The following is a 17325-nucleotide window of genomic DNA, read 5'->3' as shown; positions in this document are numbered from 1 at the left end:
CACACAGGAAACGGTACACACATACCGCTTTCGGGCGCCTACGCTGTATTTCACGTGCCTTTCAGCGAGATTTCAAAACACGGCGGCATTGGCGCGTGCCGGTTGCTTCGTCGTGAACGGCCGACCGCGAACCCTCGAGTCCCGTCAATCCGGAACATGCGATCCAGAGAATCGATTTTCGTTGTCCTGTCGCTCGTCGCGTCGTCGCTCGTTCATGCGGCGGCGGCCGACGACGAAACGCGCGGCTTCGACAGCCGTCCCGTCGCACTGGTCTATCGCGGCCCGGCCGCATGCGACGGTTGCCCCGAGACGATTGCGAGGCGCCTGCGGGAATCGGAGCACAAGTTCCGGGTGCTTTACGTCGGGCCGGCGGAAAAGCGCCGGATCACGCCTGCCGTCCTGTCCGGCGCCGCGCTGTATGTCCAGCCCGGCGGCGGGCAGGACATCCCCGGCGCGGCGGCCAGCATCGGGAAAGACGCGATCGAGGCCGTGCGGCACTACGTGTCGAACGGCGGGCGCTATCTGGGCATCTGCATGGGCGCCTACCTGGCGGGCGACCCGGGTTTCGGGCTGGTCGCGGGCCAGATCGACTCGGAGGTCGACCGGCCGCGCTCGACGCTTCACGGTATCGCGGACACGGTGACGCCGGTGGTATGGCGCGGGAAAAAACGCTGGATCTACTTCCAGGACGGCGCAATGCTCCCGGCCGCCCCCGGCGCGGCCGTGCTGGCGATCTATCCGAACCGCGACATCGCAGCCGCGACCTATCGCTACGGCAAAGGGCGTGTCGGGCTCGTCGGCCCGCATCCCGAAGCCGACGAAAGCTGGTATCGCGAGTACGGTCTCCGGAATCCGGACGGCGTTCTGCCGGACATGGCGTACGACCTGATCAACGCGACGATGAAGCCATGACGGTGCGCGAGCTAATTCCGCCGCGCGCGATACGCGTCGAGGTTCTTCCGCGCCTGTGCGCGGATCGCGCGTTGCACGAAAGGCGTCCAGCCGAGCAGTGCGCCTTTCAGTCCAAGCGCCTGACGCGCCCAGCGCCACAGGTCGAAGCTGTCGCGATGCTCGACGATGCGCCCGTCGCGAAACCGGAACCGCGCGTCGATCCGGTTGACCACCATCCGGCCGGTCGTGGTGAACCGGTAATGGGCGATCCATTCGGCGCGCCCGGCCTGCTGATCCGCGGCGACGTCGCTGAACGTCAGGGAAAAGTCCTGCGCACGCGCGACCAGCATGCGCCACATGTCGCGTGCGAGGTCGCCGCGCAGCTCGCCGAACGCGGGATCGCTGAAGACGACGTCATCGGCATAGCAGGCGAGCATCGCGTCGATGTCGCGCTGCTGGAACGCCGTGTAGAAGCGCTGGATCAACTCGGTGTGCGGATGGCTCATCGTTGGGTGGGGTGTCGTTGCAGATGAAACGGAGTCTCGACGGAGTGGCCGGACGTTCGACCGGTTGATCGACGGGGCATGCCATACGGCAGGAATGCCCCGATCGAGCGGATGTCGACGTGTCTTCCACGCGACGATGCAGGTCACGTGCCGCGTTCGGCATGACTGCCGTCCTGAACGTGACATGCGTCGCGGCATGTCGCGATATCGATCGAAACAAGCGGGAAGGGATGAGGGCGTGCGCGGCTCCTCCGGTTCAGCCGTCGCGACCCGAGCCCGGCCGGAGCGTCGGCGAATGCACGTCAGCGATTCGCCAGTGCGACGTCCTGGTTGCCGCGCCCCGTCACCAGGCAGCCCGACATGAATGCCTCGCCCTGGCTGCTGGCCGCTGCTTCGCCGAAGCCGCGGCCGAGCGCGTCGACCTTCACTTGCGCGGCGCCCTGTTCGCATGCGAGCGGGCTGGTGTCGCGGCCCTGCGCATGCAGGATCGCGCGATCGCCGATGAGGTACGCCAGCAGCGCGAAAACAGCGATATGTACGGCTCGTCTCATGGTTCGTCTCCTCGTCGCACAAGCGTAACGCGGACACGTTCGACGAAGCACTTGGGGGTTCCCCCGGTAAACGTCTGCTGAATCGAGGGCGGGCGGGGTGATCGTGTCCCGTTTTTCGCGTGTTGCGGGCGGAGCGAAGGCAAGGTTTCCATGCGGCCGGCGGGCGAAACCGGACGGGCGGCGAGACATTCGCGCGACGGTTTTCAGCGCGACAGGCCCGCGATTCGCGCGAGTTTGACGAATGTCAGGAGACGGGCGGGAGGGGGCGGCCGGACGGCCGTTCACAGCGATAGCATGAACGCATGATTTGACGGAACGCGATCGCGGAGGAATGCATCGGTTCCGGCAAGCAGGTGCGAATTGAACATCGCTGTCGAAATAGTGAGGAATCCAAATGCTTAACGTCTCTTCCGTCCTGATCAGCCTCGCTCCGATGTGGGCCATCCTGCTCGTTGCGTCTTCGGCAGCCGCCTATTTCGTGTTCTGGCGCAAGGTCATCAAGTAAGCGCGGCGTGAACGCCGGTGCGTGCGTGGGCGGTAACGCGGAACGCGGTAACGCACACCGGTGTCGCACGGCTCGCTGCAAACCCACGGTCCGTCAGCGAACGGCCGCCGTCGCGTTGCCGCGCGTCATCGCCGTCATTGCACGGCCGTGACCGGCACGTTCGTAATCCGCACCAGCCGGCTCATCACGCTGCGGCGGAACACCGACATCAACGCATGTAACGGATCGTGCCGCGGCGCGGCGACCACGATCTCGTCGCACCCCGTCTCGGCCGCCACGGCGGCGATCGTATCGGCCACCGGGCCGACCTTCATCACGACGCTGTACTTGACGCCGGCTTCCTGCAGGATCCGCTCTGCCATGGCCAGGTCGGCGGACGCGAACTTCTCCTCGATCGAACGCAGCCGCGACAGCGGATGGTAGGCCTCGAGCCGCGTCGATTCGAGCGGCGCCTGTACGTTGATCAGTACGATTTCCGACGCGCACCGTTCGCGATACAGGAATGTCGCGTGGCGAACCGCCTGAAGCGAGCGGGGCGAGTGGCCGACCGGAACCAGCAGCTTGAGCATGAACGTTATCCAGGAAACGAGATGATTCCAGCGTAGCGTGCGGCCGGGACGAACGATCTAAAGAGAACGGGCGGCCGCGTAAAAATGTCGTTAACGCGCACCGTCTCGTCACGCACCTGATAGAAATATAAGAAATTTAAGTTTATGCGCATAAACGATTTCATCCGCGCGGGCGGCGCGTGCGAAGCGCGGCCCGTCGCCCCGATTCAGTCGGAACCGCAATGAATCGCGGCGGAAAATATCGGAGGTTGCCGATCCGGCGTCGCGTAGAGTAGTGCATCGGCCGCGGCGCGGCCCCCGCCCGGCCGTTTCGGGGGCGTCCGCCGCCATGCGGCCCGCCATTCCATTCCGATTCCAGGAGACTCCGCATGCCGCACGGCGCCCCGCAGCTTCTCGCTCCCGCTTCCATCCCCGTCGACCCAATCGTGCGCCTGTCGGCCGGCGAACTCGCGTCGGCGATCCGCGGCAAGGCCGTGTCGTGCGTCGAGACGATGCGCGCGTATCTCGATCACGTCGAGCGCGTGAACGGCGCGGTCAACGCGATCGTCGCGCTGCGCGATCGCGACGCGCTGCTCGCCGAAGCCGCGGAAAAGGATGCGGCGCTGGCGCGTGGCGAGTACCACGGCTGGATGCACGGGATGCCGCAGGCGCCGAAGGATCTGGCGATGACGAAGGGGCTGCGGACGACCTACGGCTCGCCGATCTTCCGCGAAAACGTGCCGCAGGCCGATTCCGTGTGCGTCGCGCGGATGCGCGCGGCCGGCGCGATCTTCATCGGCAAGACCAACACGCCCGAATTCGGGCTCGGCTCGCACACGTTCAACGAAGTCTACGGCGCGACGCGCAACCCGTACGACCTGACGAAGAGCGCGGGCGGCAGCAGCGGCGGCACGGCGGCGGCGCTCGCGTCGCGGATGCTGCCGGTCGCGGACGGCAGCGACTTCGGCGGTTCGCTGCGCAATCCGGCCGCGTTCTGCAACATCTACGGCTTCCGCCCGTCGCAGGGGCGCGTGCCGCGCTGGCCGGGTGTCGACGTGTTCGTGCAGCAGCTCGGCATCGAAGGGCCGATGGGCCGCACGGTGGGCGACGTCGCGCAGCTGCTCGCGATCCAGGCCGGCTACGACCGCAACGATCCGCTGTCGCTCGCGGAGGATCCGGCCGTGTTCGCGCAGCCGCTCGACACCGACCTGCGCGGCAAGCGCATCGCGTGGGTCGGCGACTGGAACGGCTATCTCGCGACCGAGGCCGGTGTGCTCGCGCTGTGTGAACAGGGGCTGGCGACGCTGCGCGAGATCGGCTGCGACGTCGATGCCGCACTGCCGGCGTTCGCGCCCGACCGGATCTGGCGCCTGTGGCTCGCGCACCGGCACTTGTTGTCCGGCGGCGGGCTGCTGGCGCACTATCGCGACCCGGCGCGGCGCGCGTTGCTGAAGCCCGAGGCGATCTACGAGGTCGAAGGGCTGCTCGCGATGCAGGGTGCGGCCGTGTTCGAGGCGAGCGTCGAGCGCACCGCGTGGCATCAGGCCGTGCTGAGCTTCTTCGACCGCTACGACTTCATCGCGGCGCCGACTGCGCAGGTGTTCCCGTTCGACGTCGACCAGCGCTGGCCGATGGAGATCGCGGGCCGCGCGATGGATACCTACCACCGCTGGATGGAAACGGTCGTGCCGTGGACGCTGGCCGGCTGCCCGGTGATCAGCGTGCCGGTCGGTTTCAACGACGCGGGGCTGCCGATGGGGATGCAACTGATCGGGCGTCCGCGTGCCGATCTCGCCGTGTTGCAGCTCGCGCGCGGTTACGAGCAGGCGGCCGGATGGGTGGACGGGCGGCTGCCGGCGTGGATGGCGGGGTGATACGGCGGCCGGGCGATAGCCGGTTGCGGAGGGGGGCAAGCGGGCGGCGGCAAGCCGCTCGTTTTGCTTTTGTTTCCGAACGTGTTGCCGGGGAATGTCACGCCGAGCCCGTGCTGTTCGTCGGCGCGCATCACGCTGATCCCGGCACGGGCGCATTTGCGCGACGGTGTGGCGTCATGTGATTGATGCGGCACGGCACGTTCCGCGTCACGCCGCGCCGTGCTGTTCGTCGGCGCGCATCACACTGATCCCGGCACGGGCGCATGTGCGCGACGGCGCGGCGTCATGTGATTAATGTGGCCCGGTACGTTCCGCGTCACATGCCGCCGGTCGATGTTGAATCCGACGTGCGGTTCAAGACGTGCGACGGCTGGCAGGCCACTGGCCGCGTCACCGTGCAGACGCCGACTTTCGCCGCCATTGATGCGCGTCGAGAACGAATGTCGGCACACGCTCGATATCGCGCGGCAAACCGGGACAAATCCGCTCGAGCGCGTACGCCGGTCGCGGAATTGCAAGCCGCTGCACCGCATGATTTCGTTTCGATGTGTTTCAGTCGTTGCGGCGGCGCGCGGCGCGCTTCGACAATATTGGCCTCGATCATTCCGGCACGAGGAACACACATGAAACACATTCGCGCGACGGGCCGGTACCTGGCCTCGGCAGGCATCGCGTTCGGCATCCTGGCAAGCGGCGCCGCGCACGCGCAGCTCGACCTGCAGTCGCTCGGCGCGTCGCTGCTCGGCGGCGGGCAGCAGCAGGCGGCACCCGCGCAGGGCGGCGTTTCCCAATTGCTGCAGGCTTACGTCGGCGCGAACCAGCAGGTGCTGACCGGCCAGTCTTCGCTCGCGTCGGCGATGGGCCTGACCGGCGCGGCCGGGCAGGCGCAGCAGGCCGCGAGCCAGCTGGCCGGCGGCGACGCGCTGACGCCGGCCGCGCTGTCGCAGATGGGCGGCGCGCAGCAATCGGTGTCGCAGGCGCTCGGCCAGGCGTTCGCGAGCGGCGGCGCGACGCACGGGCCGATCGACAAGCAGGCGTTCAGCAACGGCCTCGCGTCGCTCGGGCAGGGGCTCACGCAGTATTCGCAGCTGCAGTCGGGGCTCGGCAATCTCGGCTCGACGAGCGCGGCGTCGCTGTTGCAGTCGGGCCTGAACCCGCAGAACATGCAGGCTGCGTCATATATCGCGCAAAGTGCGCCGGGCCAGCTGCAGTCGCTCGCGGCGACGCTCAGCCAGGCCGTGCAGTTCGCGACGAGCCAGGGCATTTCGGTGCCGTCGGTCGCGTCGTCCGCGCTGAAGCTGCTGCCGTAACGTTGCGCGGGGCCGCGCGATGCAGTGCCGGCATCGCGCGCGACGGCGAAGATCGCCCCGCACAACATGGGGATTTCGCGCGATGTTATCGTGGCGTGTCCCTTTTTTCGGTGCAGGTTCATGACTGACTCGTTCGACCTCTCGCGCTATTTCTCCCGCATCGGCTACGACGGCCCGGTCGCGCCGACGCTCGATGTGCTGCGCCGGCTGCACCTGCTGCACCCGCAAGCGATTCCGTTCGAAAACCTCAATCCGCTGACCGGCGCGCGCGTTGCGCTCGACCTGCCCGCGATCGTCGACAAGGTGATCGAACGCCGCCGCGGCGGCTACTGCTTCGAACTCAACAAGCTGTTCTACACCGCGCTCACGACGATCGGCTTTCGCGTGACGCCGATGATCGCGCGTGTGCGCTGGATGCAGCCGCCGGAAGTCGCCACCGCGCATACGCATATGCTGCTGCGCATCGATCTCGACGGCGCGGCCTGGCTCGCCGACATCGGTTTCGGCAGCGCCACGCTGACCGCGCCGCTACGGTTCGTGCCGGACGAGCGGCAACTGACGCCGCACGGCGCGTTCCGCGTCGTCGCCGCGCCGGTCGACGGTGAATTCGACATGCAGTTCGAGACGCCCGACGGCTGGCAGACCACCTACCGCTTCCAGTCGAAGCGGGTCGAATGGATCGATTACGACGCCGCGAACTGGTTCACGTCGACGTATCCCGAATCGATCTTCCTGCACAACCTGATCGCATGCCGCGTGCTGCCGGACGGCCGCGCTGCGCTGCGTAACACCACGCTGACGATCCGCGATGCGGCGGGTGCCGGGCAGTCCGTCACGTTCGACGATGCGGCCGCATGGGCCGCATGCCTGCGCGACACGATCGGCATCGATACGACGGGATTCGATCTCGACGCGCTGTTCGCGCGGCTGGCGGCGCGCGCTGCGACGTAACGCGGGCTCACGGTACCCGATCGCAGCCCGCGCAGATGGGCTGCATCCGCACTTGATTTTTGCTAGATTGCTAGCATACTAGCCATCATGACCGACGAAGAAGTGAAGCAATTCAACGTGTATCTGCCGCTGAGCCTGATCCGGCAGGTCAAGCATCGCGCCATCGAAACGGAGCAGTCGCTGTCCGCGCTGGTGGCCGATGCATTGCGCGCGTACCTGGCCGCGCCGCAGCCGGGCGCGGGGCCGTCCATCGAGGAGGAGTGACATGTCATCCGAGCGAATCGAAGCCGTATACCTGACGACGCACAACTGGGGCAAGTCGGCGAAGTTTTTCCAGGCGCTGGGCTTTACGCTGGAGTTCGAAACCGATCACAACTCGGGCCAGCTGCGTCATGGCGACGGCCCCTTCCTGTTCATCGCCGAAGTGCCGCCGGGCGAAACGCCGGACATGCAGGTCGTGCTCAAGGTGCCGAATGAACAGGCGGTGCAGCCGCAGCCGATCGTCGACGTCGTTACGCCGTTCGAGGATACGCACTGGGGCACGCGCGACATGACCGTACGCGATCCGGACGGTCGCGTGTGGCGCCTGCAGGCGCCAGGGCAGCAGGGCGCGTGAGGCCGACATGACCGAACCCCGTGAAAGCGCGCCCGACAGCACCGCCGCGCGCGTCGCGCTGTGGCGTGCGCTGCACGTCGAACTCGATGCGCCGCCGCATGTGCTCGCCGACGAAGTCGGGCGGCAATTGCTCGCACCGGAGCCCGGCTGGCAGCAGCGCGGTGACATGGATCCGCAGTTCACGCGGCCGTTTCGCGCGTCGATCGTCGCGCGGGCGCGCTTCATCGAGGATCTCGTGGTGGAGCAGGCCGCGCGCGGCGTGAGCCAGTACGTGATCCTCGGCGCAGGGCTCGACAGCTTCGTGCAGCGCCGGCCCGACATGGCGTCGCGTGTGACCGTCTTCGAAGTCGACCAGCCGGCGCCGCAGCGCTGGAAGCAACGGCGCCTCGTCGAGCTGGGCTTCGGCGTGCCCGACTGGCTGCGTTTCGTGCCGGTCGATTTCGAGGCGAAACAGTCGTGGCGCGCGGCGCTCGTCGGTGCGGGCTTCGATGCCGGCAAGCCTGCGGTCGTCGTGTCCACCGGCGTCAGCATGTACCTGACGCGCGAGGCGAACGCGGCGGCGTTGCGCGAAGTCGCCTCGCTCGCGCCGGGCTCGACGCTCGCGATGACGTTCCTGCTGCCGCTGGAAAATGCGGATCCGGACGTGCGTCCGGGGCTGGAAATGGCCGCGAAGGGCGCGCGCGCAAGCGGCACGCCGTTCATCAGCTTTTTCATGCCGGCACAGATGCAGGCGCTCGCGCGGGAGGCCGGCTTCACGAAGACCGAGCACGTTGCGGCTGCCGAACTGACGCGTCTCTATTTCGCGGATCGTGCGGACGGACTCAGGCCGCCGAACAACGCGGAGGAACTGCTGGTCGCGACGGTCTAGCCTCGCGCGTACGCAAGCATGCCGGCAGCGAGCCGGTTCCGGTCACGCGGAACCGGCGACGCTTGTCCACCGGGCGCCCGCCAGCCTGGTCACGCGCGTTCGAGCACGGCCATTTCCCGCACGACCACGAGCAGCACCGCGAGGCTTGCGCCGCCGGACGCGCGCAAGTCGGCGAGCAGGTGTTCGTAGCGTGCGAGCGCGGCTTCGCGGCGCGCGCGCCACGCGCCGACGATCGTCTCCGGCGTGGTCGAATCCGGCGATTCCGCAAGCGCGCTCGCCGCGAGCGTGCGCTTGAGGCGCGCGACTTCCGCGAGCGCAGCCGCGCGCGCCAGCATGTCCCAGTGCGTCGGGGTCGGCAGCGTCGCCGCGCGCTCGCCGATCCAGCTGTAATTGAGCAGCGTGCCGAGCGAGAAATACACGCCCGCGACGAGTTCGAGGCTGCGGTTGCTGGTCGCGGCCACTTCGGCGATGTCGAGCAGCGCGGCCGAGATGTCGCCGCTCGCGACGCGCACCGCGAGCGCGCTGTCGACGCCCGCTTCGACCAGCACGCGCTGCCGCCCGGACAGCGCTTCGAGGTCGTCGGCCGGCAACAGCGACGGCAGTTGCGGCGCAAGCCGCTCGGCCGCGTCGCGGCAGCGCGCGATCAGCTCGGCGACGCCGCCGTCGGCCACCGCGCCGGATTGCAGATGCCGCAGGAACCACAGCGCCGCGCGCTCCAGCAGCCGCGCGACGTCGACGAACATGCGCGCCTGCACGTCGTCGGCGACGCGGTTGTCGAGCGCATCGATGTCGCGCCACACCGCATCGAGGTCGAACACGTCGCGCGCCATGATGCACGCCCGCACGATGTCGCCGGGCTTCGCGTCGGTTTCTTCCATCAGCCGGTGCACGAATGCGCAGCCGACGCGGTTCACGAGCGCGTTGGTGAGATGCGTCGCGAGGATCTCGCGGCGCAGCGGGTGGCGGCGCATCGGTTCGCTGAAGCGCTGCTGCAGCGGCTTGGGGAAGTAGTCGACGAGCATCGCGGCAACCAGCGGATCCTCGGGCACGTCGGATTCGAGCAGCGCGTCGTACAGCCACATCTTGCTGTACGCGAGCAGCACCGCGCGTTCCGGCGACGTGAGGCCGAGCTTCGCGGCTTGCCGTTCGGCGACTTCGTCGTCGGTCGGCAGGAATTCGATCACGCGGTTCAGGCGGCCCGCGCGTTCGAGCCAGCGCATCAGGCGCGCCTCGGCATCGAGCAGCTCGACCGCATAACGACCGGCGATCGACAGCGCCTGCGTCTGGTAGTAGTTGTCGCGCAGCACGAGCAGCCCGACTTCGTCGGTCATCTCCGCGAGCAGCGCGTTGCGCTGCTTCTCGGTCATCTCGCCGTCGGACACGACGAGCCCGAGCAGGATCTTGATGTTGACTTCGTGATCCGAACAATCGACGCCGGCTGAATTGTCGATCGCGTCTGTGTTGATGCGGCCGCCGCGCTGCGCGAACTCGATCCGGCCAAATTGCGTGCAGCCGAGGTTGCCGCCTTCGCCGACGACCTTGCAGCGCAGGTCCGCGCCGTTCACGCGCACCGCGTCGTTCGCGCGGTCGCCCACTTGCAGGTGGGTTTCGCGCGCCGCCTTCACGTAGGTGCCGATGCCGCCGTTGTACAGCAGGTCGACCGGCGCCTGCAGGATCGCGCGGATCAGCTCGGCCGGCGGCAGCGCGTGCGCGTCGATGCCGAGCGCGGCCTGCACGGCGGGCGACAGCGGGATCGTTTTCGCGGTGCGCGGATAGACACCGCCGCCCGCCGAGATCGCGGCCGGATCGTAGTCGGCCCAGCTCGAGCGTTCGAGCGCGAACATGCGTGCGCGCTCCGCGAAGCTCGTCGCGGGATCGGGGTTCGGGTCGAGGAACACGTGCCGGTGATCGAACGCGGCGACGAGCCGGATATGCGGCGACAGCAGCATCCCGTTGCCGAACACGTCGCCCGACATGTCTCCGACGCCGACCACGGTGAAGTCGGTCGTCTGCGTATCGATGCCCATCTCGCGGAAGTGGCGCTTGACCGATTCCCACGCGCCGCGCGCGGTGATCGCCATCTTCTTGTGGTCGTAGCCGACCGAGCCGCCGGACGCGAACGCGTCGTCAAGCCAGAAGCCGTATTCGTGCGAGATCGCGTTCGCGTAGTCGGAGAAGGTGGCCGTGCCCTTGTCGGCGGCGACCACCAGGTACGGATCGTCGGGGTCGTGACGCACGACGTCGGGCGGCGGCACGATCGCGTTGCCGGCCAGGTTGTCGGTCAGGTCGAGCAGGCCGCGCAGGAAGGTCTGGTAACACGCGATGCCTTCGCGCATCCACGCTTCGCGATCGCTCGGCGGCGGCGGGTTCTTCACGACGAAGCCGCCTTTCGAGCCGACCGGCACGATCACGACGTTCTTCACCATCTGCGCCTTCATCAGCCCGAGCACCTCGGTGCGGAAATCCTCGCGGCGATCCGACCAGCGCAGGCCGCCGCGCGCGACGCGCCCGCCGCGCAGGTGCACGCCCTCGACACGCGGCGAGTACACCCAGATCTCGAACATCGGCTTCGGTTCGGGCAGCCCGGGCACCTTCGCCGGATTGAACTTGAACGACAGGTACGGTTTCGATTCGCCGTTCGCGTCGACGAGGAAGTAGTTCGTGCGCTCGGTCGCGTTGATCACGCCGAGGAACTGCCGCAGGATGCGGTCTTCGTCGAGGTTCGGCACCTGGTCGAGCGCGCCTTCGATCGCCTTCAGCAGCCGCTCGGCCTGCACGTCGCGCGTGTCGCCGGTGGCCGGGTCGAAGCGCAGCAGGAACAGCTCGACGAGCTGCCGTGCGATCGCCGGGTTGCCGGTCAGCGCGCGCTCGATATACGCGTCGCTGAAGGTCGAGCCGACTTGCCGCAGATACTTCGCATACGCGCGCAGGATCGTCACTTCGCGCGCACTCAGATGGGCGCGCAGCACGAGGCGGTTGAAGTCGTCGTTCTCGATCCGGCCGCTCCAGATCTGGTCGAACGCATCCTCGAACAGGCCTTTCACGCGCTCGATGTCGAATTCGGTGTCGTCCGCGAGCTCGAGGCCGAAGTCGTGCACCCACGCATGCGCGGCGTCCTGCGTCTGGATCCGGTACGGCCGCTCCTCGTCCACGCGCACGCCGAGATGCTCGAGCATCGGCAGGCTGCGCGACAGCGCGATCGGGTCGCCCGCGCGATAGACCTTGAAGCGGAACGCACGCGCTTCCGCCTCGATCGGCCGGTACAGGTTCATCGCGAGCTGCCCCGAATCCTTCACCCGCTCGATCAGCTCGATGTCGCGCACGGCCGTGCGCGCCGGATAGTCGTCGCGGTAGCCGGCCGGGAACGAATCGGCATAACGCTGCAGCAGCCGGTTGCCTTGCTCTTCACCGAAGGCGTCGAGCAGCGCGTCGGCGAGATCGTCCTGCCAGCGGCGCGTGACCTGCACGAGCCGCGTTTCGAGCTCGCGCGTGTCGACGTCGGGCATCGTGCCCGGTTCCGCATGCACGACGAAATGAATGCGCGCGATCGCCGATTCCGACAGCAGCGGCGTGAATTCGACGTTCACGCCGTTGTACGCATCGACGAGCAGCTTCGCGATGCGCCGGCGCAGGTCGGTGTTGTACTTGTCGCGCGGCACGAACACGAGGCACGACACGAAGCGGTCGAAGCGGTCGCGCCGCACGAACAGGCGCGTGCGCTGGTGTTCCTGCAGCCGCAGGACGCCGAGCGCGATGTCGTAGAGCTGGTCTTCGTCGGCCTGGAACAGTTCGTCGCGCGGATAGGTTTCGAGCACCGTCACGAGCGACTTGCCGAGATGGCCCTTCGGCAGGAAGCCCGCGCGCCGCACGATGTTCGCGCACTTGCGGCGCACGATCGGGATCTCGGTATACGAACCGAAATAGGCGGTCGACGTATAGAGCCCGATGAAGCGGCGCTCGCCGGCGACCTTGCCGTCGGCGCCGACGAGTTTCACGCCGACGTAGTCGAGATAGCCGGGCCGGTGCACGGTCGCGCGCGAATTCGCCTTGGTCAGGAAGATCGGCCAGGGGCCGGTGATGATGTCGGCGGCGGCCTGCGGCAGCGGCGTGACGTCGGGGGCGCCGGACGTGCGCAGCGATTCGCGCAGGATGCCGAAGCCGGTGCCCTCGATGCCGCGCAGCCCGAAGCCCGTGCCGTCGGACACAAGCGCGTAGTCGCGCTGGCCGAGGAACGTGAAGTGATCGGCGGCCATCCATTCGAGGAACGCGCGCGCCTCGATGTCTTCCGCGGTCGATTCGCGCGCCTTCATCTCCTTGATCGTCGCGCGGGCGATGTCGACGATCTTCGGCCAGTCTTCCACCGATGCGCGCACGTCGCCGAGCACGTGCGCGATGTCGTTGCGCAACGTGTTGAGCAGCGCGGCATCGCCGCAGCGATCGACTTCGAAATGGATGAACGACGCGAGCTGCGACTGCCCGTCGCCGGGCGTCGCGCCGCCCGCATCGACGCGCTCGATGCCGCCATCGGCGCCGCGCCAGATGCGGAACACCGGGTGCAGTGCCGAATGCAGCGCGAGCCCGAGGCGGTTGACGGCCATCGTCACCGAATCGACGAGGAACGGCATGTCGTCGTTGACGATCTCGATGACCGTGTGGTCGGAATGCCAGCCGTGCTGTTCGAGGATCGGGTTGTACACGCGCAGCCGTTCGCTGCCGGGCACGAATTTCTGGGCGGTCTGCCAGTGCGCCATCGCGGCGCCGTAGAGATCGGCGATGCTGCGGCTCTGCAGATCGTCGGCATCGGCGAAATCGTAGTAATGACGCAGGAAGGGTTCGACGATCCGGAACGTGGCTTCGGGCAGGCGCCCGCGCGCGAATTCGACGACGTCCGAGAGCAGGTGTGCGACGACTTCCTCGTTCTTCGCTTCCATGGCGGTCTCCTCGTCGGGTGGCCATCGGCTGCTGCGTCTGAGCCGCATTATATGCACCGATCGCGTGACAATGCGATGTGCGCGCGCACAACGGGAGGCGGAGAAGGAAGCCGCCTGCAGCGCCGCCGGGCGGGCGCCGCAGGGGATGAATCAGTGCGATGCAGGCGGGTGCTCAAGCATCGCCGGGGGTGACGTTCAGCGCTCGTCGCTCCACAGCTTCCCGGCCGTCGCCCAGTTCTCCTTCCTCACGTCGGTGAGGATGATGTCGACCGCGCCCGGCTCGCAGCCGAGCGTTTCGCACGTGACGCGCGTGATTGCTTCGACGAATTCGCGCTTCTGTTCGACGGTGCGGCCTTCGAAGAGCTGGATATTGAAAGTCGGCATGACAAGTGCTCCGGTTGAGTGTGTCGGGTTCGGCCGCGATCGCGGCCAGGGATGCGGCGTCAGTCGCGATACGACGGATCGATCCGGTCGAGCCGGCGCAGCAGCGCCGGCCATTCCAGTTCGCCCTCGATCGCGCCGCCGTCGCGCAGTTGTTCGGCGGTGCGGTCGGCCACTGCCGGGTCGGGCAGCACGAGCGGCCCGCCGCCGGCCTGCGCGCGCACCTGGATATCGCAGGCCTTGATCAGCGTGTCCATCAGCACATAGGCTTCGGCGACGGTGCGGCCGACCGTCAGCGTGCCGTGGTTGCGCAGCAGCATCGCGGATTTCGCGCCGAGGCTCGCGGTCAGCCGCGCGCCTTCGGCCGGCGAGAACGCGAGCGCCTCGTAGTCGTGGTACGCGAGGTCGCCGTGGAAGCGCAGCGCGTGCTGCGACGCGGGCAGCAGCCCGTCGCGCTGGATCGATACGGCGATGCCGGCCGTATTGTGCAGATGCATCACGCAGACGGCGTCGGCGCGGGCGGCATGCACGGCCGCGTGCAGCGCGAAGCCCGTCACGTTGACCGCGTGCTCGCCGGCGCCGATCCGGTTGCCGGCCAGGTCGATCTTCACGAGGTTCGATGCGCGGACCTCGTCGAACGTCAGGCCGAACGGATTGATCAGGAAGTGGCCGGGCTCGCCGGGCACGGTCGCGGAAAGATGCGTGTAGATCAGGTCGTCCCAGCCGTTCAGCGCGACGAGCCGGTAGGCGGCGGCGAGGTCGACGCGCAACCGGCGTTCGGCGTCCGAGATCGGGCCGCCGGGTTTCACGGCATCAGGACGGTGTGCGAATGACGACATCGGGTTCTCCGAAGGTGAGGCGGCGCGAGACGGCTACGGTCACCCACGATGCAAGGGCGAACGGCGCCGTGAACACGGGGATGCCGGCGCGCATCGCGAGCCACTGGATCAGCGCGGCGAGCGCGGCGGCTGCAAGTGCCGCGCGCGGGCCGCGCGACATCAGCGCCAGTGCGGCGAGCGTGCCGTTGAAGCCGAGCAGGCCGTCGGCGAGCGGCGCGCCGTTCGCGCCGAGCATGAGCAGCAGCACGGTCGACACGATCGCGCCGCCGAACGCGAACGCGGCCGCGCGGCGCGACGCGACGGCGAGGCCCGCGACGATCAGCGCGCCGGCCCATGCGCCTTGCGCGAAGGTGGTCTGCGCAACTCCCGACAGCAATGCGTCGGTGACGGACGACGGCGTCAGTGCCATGCCGGCCGTCGCATCGGTCGCGTGTTGCGGTGCGACAAACGGCAGCCACAGCGCGGTGACGGCGAGGCACGGGCTTGAATACGGGCACTGGCGCCAGCGGGCGAGCGGGGTGCGCATCGCGCGCTGCACGAGCGCCGCGCCGATCGCGGCTAGCGGCGCCAGTGCGACGGCTGCAAGGGAAGCGGGCGCGAACAGCGCCGCGATCAGCGCGGCGAGCGCGCCGTTGAAGCCGTGCAGCCCCTGTTCGACGTCGTGGCGCACGGCGCCCGTCAGCACGGCGGTCATGCTGGCGGCGGCGGAGCCGAGCAGCGCCGCGCATGCCAGCCGCAGATCGGTCAGCGCCAGCGCGGCGAGCAGCAGCGCGCCGGTGAGCGCGTTCGCCTGCAGTACGATCTGACCGATGCCGCGCAACAGGATGCGCAGGTCGATCGACGGCGAGGCGGAGCGGGCGGTAGGCATGATGGCGGCGGAACAGGACGAGCCGCGAGCATAGGACACAATCCGATGCACCGGAATAGGGAATTCTGGATAGTCAGGATTTGTCGGCGCTGCCCCGAAATGGGGAATGCGGGTGGTTGGCCGTGTCCAGGCGGGTGCCGCATGGCGTTTTTCGGGACGAACGTTCCGTGGTGAGGGAATTCAGGCATCCGCCGGCGCTTTCGTCGGCGGATTCGTGCGACAGTGTCCCGCAGCGGAGAAACCGGAGGGGGGGAACGATGCGTGAAGTGCGATGGGCGTCGCTCGAAGGCGACGGGGTCGAACATCTGACGTTCGACCGGAGCGGCGGCGGGATCGTCGTCGAAAGCGCGGTAGTCGGCCAGCGGTACGGCCGTGCGTACGGGCTCGCGTATCGCGTCGAGTGCGACGCGCACTGGCGCGTGACGTATGCGGTGTTGAAGGTGATGGGCGGCGGCACGCTCGAACTGCGCGGCGACGGCGAAGGCCACTGGCGCGACGGCGCGGGCCGTGCGCTGCCCGAACTCGACGGCTGCATCGACATCGACATCGCGGCGACGCCGTTCACGAACGCGCTGCCGATCGGCCGCCTTGGGCTCGCGCGCGGCGAGCGGCGGCCGATCGACGTCGCGTACATCTCGACGCCGGACCTGAAGGTCACGCCGGTCAAGCAGGCTTACGCGTGCATCGAGCCGGGCCGGCGCTACCGCTACGAAGGCATCTTCCGGAATTTCACCGCCGAGATGGACATCGACGAAGACGGGCTCGTGATCGACTACGAGACGCTGTTCAGACGCCTGCCTGCGCCGACGGGCCGTTGAACCGCGGCGTTCGCGATGGCCGGCCGCTCCTGCGCGGACGCGAAGCGGTCGATCCGCGACGCGATGATGTCGGGGTGGCGCAGCACGACCCAGTGGCTGCCGTCGATTTCCTCGCGCACGTGGTCGCCGAGCCAGCGGTCGAGGTCGACCGACATTTCGGGCGTCACGTAGCGGTCGCGCACCGGCACGAGGATCTGCACCGGCGCCTGCGCATACCGTTCGCGCGGTTTGCGCGCCCGCGCAAGGAAGTTCGCGCGGTAAAGCTGCATGCCGTTCAGCGCATTCTTCAGTTGCACGGGATCGCGCTCGGCACGCACGCGTTCGGTGATCTGCAGCCAGCGCGGCCACAGCGCCGCGCCGCCGAGCCGCCACACCAGCGACGGTACGACCGGCAGGTGGAAGAACGCGATGTACCACGACTTCAGGCTCTGCTTGAGCCGCATCTTCGCGCGGAACACGTGATCGAGGCAGGGGCCCGAGATCGACGTGTACGATGCGATCCGGCCGCGGAACGCGGGGTCGGTCACGGCCTCCCAGCACTGGATCGAGCCCCAGTCGTGGCCGACGAGATGGAACGGCCGGCCGCCGCAGGTCGCGTCGGCCACGGCCTTCAGGTCGCCGGCGAGCCGTTCGAGCGTGTAGTCGGCGCGGCGGCGCGGTGCATCGGACGCGCCGGCGCCGCGCACGTCGTACGCGATCACGCGGTAGCGCTTCGCGAGCCGCGCGCGGATCGGCGCCCACACGGCCGCCGAATCGGGGTAGCCGTGCACGAGGATCAGCGGCGGGGCGCGACGCGACCCGCTCACGTAGACGGCGATTTTCACGTCGCCGGACTGGACGGTCAGCATCTCGTGGGCGCGCGCCATGG

Annotated in this window: 16 protein-coding genes; 8 read left to right on the top strand and 8 right to left on the bottom strand. The window is 68.2% G+C overall.

Annotated elements, in window-relative coordinates; genetic code table 11:
• Nucleotides 1-156 precede the first annotated feature (156 nt).
• Nucleotides 157-912 (top strand): BPL-N domain-containing protein, encoded by a 756-nt coding sequence (locus FOZ70_RS19410; protein ID WP_219706515.1) that lies wholly within the window; start codon nt 157-159, stop codon nt 910-912.
• A gap of 11 nt (nt 913-923) precedes the next feature.
• Here FOZ70_RS19410 and FOZ70_RS19405 read toward each other — a convergent pair whose 3' ends face one another.
• From FOZ70_RS19405 to FOZ70_RS19395, 3 genes are all read right to left on the bottom strand, one after another.
• A complete protein-coding gene (locus tag FOZ70_RS19405) occupies nt 924-1397 on the bottom strand; it encodes a nuclear transport factor 2 family protein (RefSeq protein WP_048022623.1) in 474 nt (157 codons plus the stop codon).
• Between the two features lie 302 nt (nt 1398-1699).
• A complete protein-coding gene (locus tag FOZ70_RS19400) occupies nt 1700-1948 on the bottom strand; it encodes a hypothetical protein (protein WP_021161497.1) in 249 nt (82 codons plus the stop codon).
• A 639-nt stretch (nt 1949-2587) separates the two neighbouring features.
• The gene (locus FOZ70_RS19395) at nt 2588-3022 is read right to left on the bottom strand and encodes a universal stress protein (RefSeq protein ID WP_021161496.1); all 435 of its coding nucleotides are present in this window, start codon (nt 3020-3022) and stop codon (nt 2588-2590) included.
• A gap of 368 nt (nt 3023-3390) precedes the next feature.
• Here FOZ70_RS19395 and FOZ70_RS19390 point away from each other — a divergent pair, with 368 nt between their 5' ends.
• The 6 genes from FOZ70_RS19390 (at nt 3391) to FOZ70_RS19365 (ending at nt 8620) form a co-directional block, all read left to right on the top strand.
• The gene (locus FOZ70_RS19390) at nt 3391-4875 is read left to right on the top strand and encodes an amidase (protein ID WP_060126379.1); all 1485 of its coding nucleotides are present in this window, start codon (nt 3391-3393) and stop codon (nt 4873-4875) included.
• A gap of 623 nt (nt 4876-5498) precedes the next feature.
• Nucleotides 5499-6185 (top strand): hypothetical protein, encoded by a 687-nt coding sequence (locus FOZ70_RS19385; protein ID WP_027789362.1) that lies wholly within the window; start codon nt 5499-5501, stop codon nt 6183-6185.
• Between the two features lie 120 nt (nt 6186-6305).
• Nucleotides 6306-7136 (top strand): arylamine N-acetyltransferase, encoded by an 831-nt coding sequence (locus FOZ70_RS19380; RefSeq protein ID WP_048022621.1) that lies wholly within the window; start codon nt 6306-6308, stop codon nt 7134-7136.
• 87 nt (nt 7137-7223) lie between these two features.
• The gene (locus tag FOZ70_RS19375; RefSeq protein ID WP_021161490.1) at nt 7224-7400 is read left to right on the top strand and encodes a ribbon-helix-helix protein, CopG family; all 177 of its coding nucleotides are present in this window, start codon (nt 7224-7226) and stop codon (nt 7398-7400) included.
• A gap of 1 nt (nt 7401) precedes the next feature.
• A complete protein-coding gene (locus FOZ70_RS19370) occupies nt 7402-7752 on the top strand; it encodes a hypothetical protein (protein ID WP_021161489.1) in 351 nt (116 codons plus the stop codon).
• A gap of 7 nt (nt 7753-7759) precedes the next feature.
• Complete coding sequence (locus FOZ70_RS19365) at nt 7760-8620, top strand: class I SAM-dependent methyltransferase (RefSeq protein WP_060277720.1); 861 nt, start codon at nt 7760-7762, stop codon at nt 8618-8620.
• Nucleotides 8621-8709: 89 nt separating this feature from the next.
• Here FOZ70_RS19365 and FOZ70_RS19360 read toward each other — a convergent pair whose 3' ends face one another.
• From FOZ70_RS19360 to FOZ70_RS19345, 4 genes are all read right to left on the bottom strand, one after another.
• Nucleotides 8710-13551 carry an NAD-glutamate dehydrogenase gene (locus FOZ70_RS19360; protein WP_059484029.1) on the bottom strand — a complete coding sequence of 1614 codons (4842 nt, stop codon included), beginning with the start codon at nt 13549-13551 and terminating at the stop codon, nt 8710-8712.
• A 195-nt stretch (nt 13552-13746) separates the two neighbouring features.
• Nucleotides 13747-13935, bottom strand: a complete 189-nt coding sequence (locus FOZ70_RS19355; protein ID WP_048022618.1) for a 4-oxalocrotonate tautomerase — start codon at nt 13933-13935, stop codon at nt 13747-13749.
• A gap of 59 nt (nt 13936-13994) precedes the next feature.
• Entirely contained in the window at nt 13995-14771 is a 777-nt protein-coding gene (locus FOZ70_RS19350) for a class II aldolase/adducin family protein (RefSeq protein ID WP_027789355.1), read from the bottom strand.
• Entirely contained in the window at nt 14746-15639 is an 894-nt protein-coding gene (locus tag FOZ70_RS19345) for an urea transporter (RefSeq protein WP_219706513.1), read from the bottom strand. The genes FOZ70_RS19350 and FOZ70_RS19345 overlap by 26 nt, the downstream gene beginning before the upstream one ends.
• A gap of 257 nt (nt 15640-15896) precedes the next feature.
• Here FOZ70_RS19345 and FOZ70_RS19340 point away from each other — a divergent pair, with 257 nt between their 5' ends.
• A complete protein-coding gene (locus FOZ70_RS19340) occupies nt 15897-16457 on the top strand; it encodes a putative glycolipid-binding domain-containing protein (RefSeq protein WP_059622609.1) in 561 nt (186 codons plus the stop codon).
• On the opposite strand, the gene FOZ70_RS19335 is transcribed toward FOZ70_RS19340, so the two are convergent.
• On the bottom strand, nt 16412-17323 hold the full coding sequence (locus tag FOZ70_RS19335; RefSeq protein WP_219706511.1) for an alpha/beta fold hydrolase: 912 nt from the start codon (nt 17321-17323) through the stop codon (nt 16412-16414). The two genes, FOZ70_RS19340 and FOZ70_RS19335, sit on opposite strands and share 46 nt — an antisense overlap.
• Nucleotides 17324-17325 lie beyond the last annotated feature (2 nt).

The organism is Burkholderia sp. COPS (assembly GCF_019425585.1).
In the GTDB taxonomy this organism is placed as follows: domain Bacteria; phylum Pseudomonadota; class Gammaproteobacteria; order Burkholderiales; family Burkholderiaceae; genus Burkholderia; species Burkholderia cepacia.
The sequence above is the reverse complement of the archived record's forward strand: the minus strand, read 5'-3'. Positions and strand labels throughout refer to the sequence as shown.

Coding starts and splice junctions, on each gene's coding strand:
- FOZ70_RS19410 (WP_219706515.1), top strand. CDS start 157: ATGCGATCCAGAGAATCGATTTTCGTTGTCCTGTCGCTCGTCGCGTCG.
- FOZ70_RS19405 (WP_048022623.1), bottom strand. CDS start 1,397: ATGAGCCATCCGCACACCGAGTTGATCCAGCGCTTCTACACGGCGTTC.
- FOZ70_RS19400 (WP_021161497.1), bottom strand. CDS start 1,948: ATGAGACGAGCCGTACATATCGCTGTTTTCGCGCTGCTGGCGTACCTC.
- FOZ70_RS19395 (WP_021161496.1), bottom strand. CDS start 3,022: ATGCTCAAGCTGCTGGTTCCGGTCGGCCACTCGCCCCGCTCGCTTCAG.
- FOZ70_RS19390 (WP_060126379.1), top strand. CDS start 3,391: ATGCCGCACGGCGCCCCGCAGCTTCTCGCTCCCGCTTCCATCCCCGTC.
- FOZ70_RS19385 (WP_027789362.1), top strand. CDS start 5,499: ATGAAACACATTCGCGCGACGGGCCGGTACCTGGCCTCGGCAGGCATC.
- FOZ70_RS19380 (WP_048022621.1), top strand. CDS start 6,306: ATGACTGACTCGTTCGACCTCTCGCGCTATTTCTCCCGCATCGGCTAC.
- FOZ70_RS19375 (WP_021161490.1), top strand. CDS start 7,224: ATGACCGACGAAGAAGTGAAGCAATTCAACGTGTATCTGCCGCTGAGC.
- FOZ70_RS19370 (WP_021161489.1), top strand. CDS start 7,402: ATGTCATCCGAGCGAATCGAAGCCGTATACCTGACGACGCACAACTGG.
- FOZ70_RS19365 (WP_060277720.1), top strand. CDS start 7,760: ATGACCGAACCCCGTGAAAGCGCGCCCGACAGCACCGCCGCGCGCGTC.
- FOZ70_RS19360 (WP_059484029.1), bottom strand. CDS start 13,551: ATGGAAGCGAAGAACGAGGAAGTCGTCGCACACCTGCTCTCGGACGTC.
- FOZ70_RS19355 (WP_048022618.1), bottom strand. CDS start 13,935: ATGCCGACTTTCAATATCCAGCTCTTCGAAGGCCGCACCGTCGAACAG.
- FOZ70_RS19350 (WP_027789355.1), bottom strand. CDS start 14,771: ATGTCGTCATTCGCACACCGTCCTGATGCCGTGAAACCCGGCGGCCCG.
- FOZ70_RS19345 (WP_219706513.1), bottom strand. CDS start 15,639: ATGCCTACCGCCCGCTCCGCCTCGCCGTCGATCGACCTGCGCATCCTG.
- FOZ70_RS19340 (WP_059622609.1), top strand. CDS start 15,897: ATGCGTGAAGTGCGATGGGCGTCGCTCGAAGGCGACGGGGTCGAACAT.
- FOZ70_RS19335 (WP_219706511.1), bottom strand. CDS start 17,323: ATGGCGCGCGCCCACGAGATGCTGACCGTCCAGTCCGGCGACGTGAAA.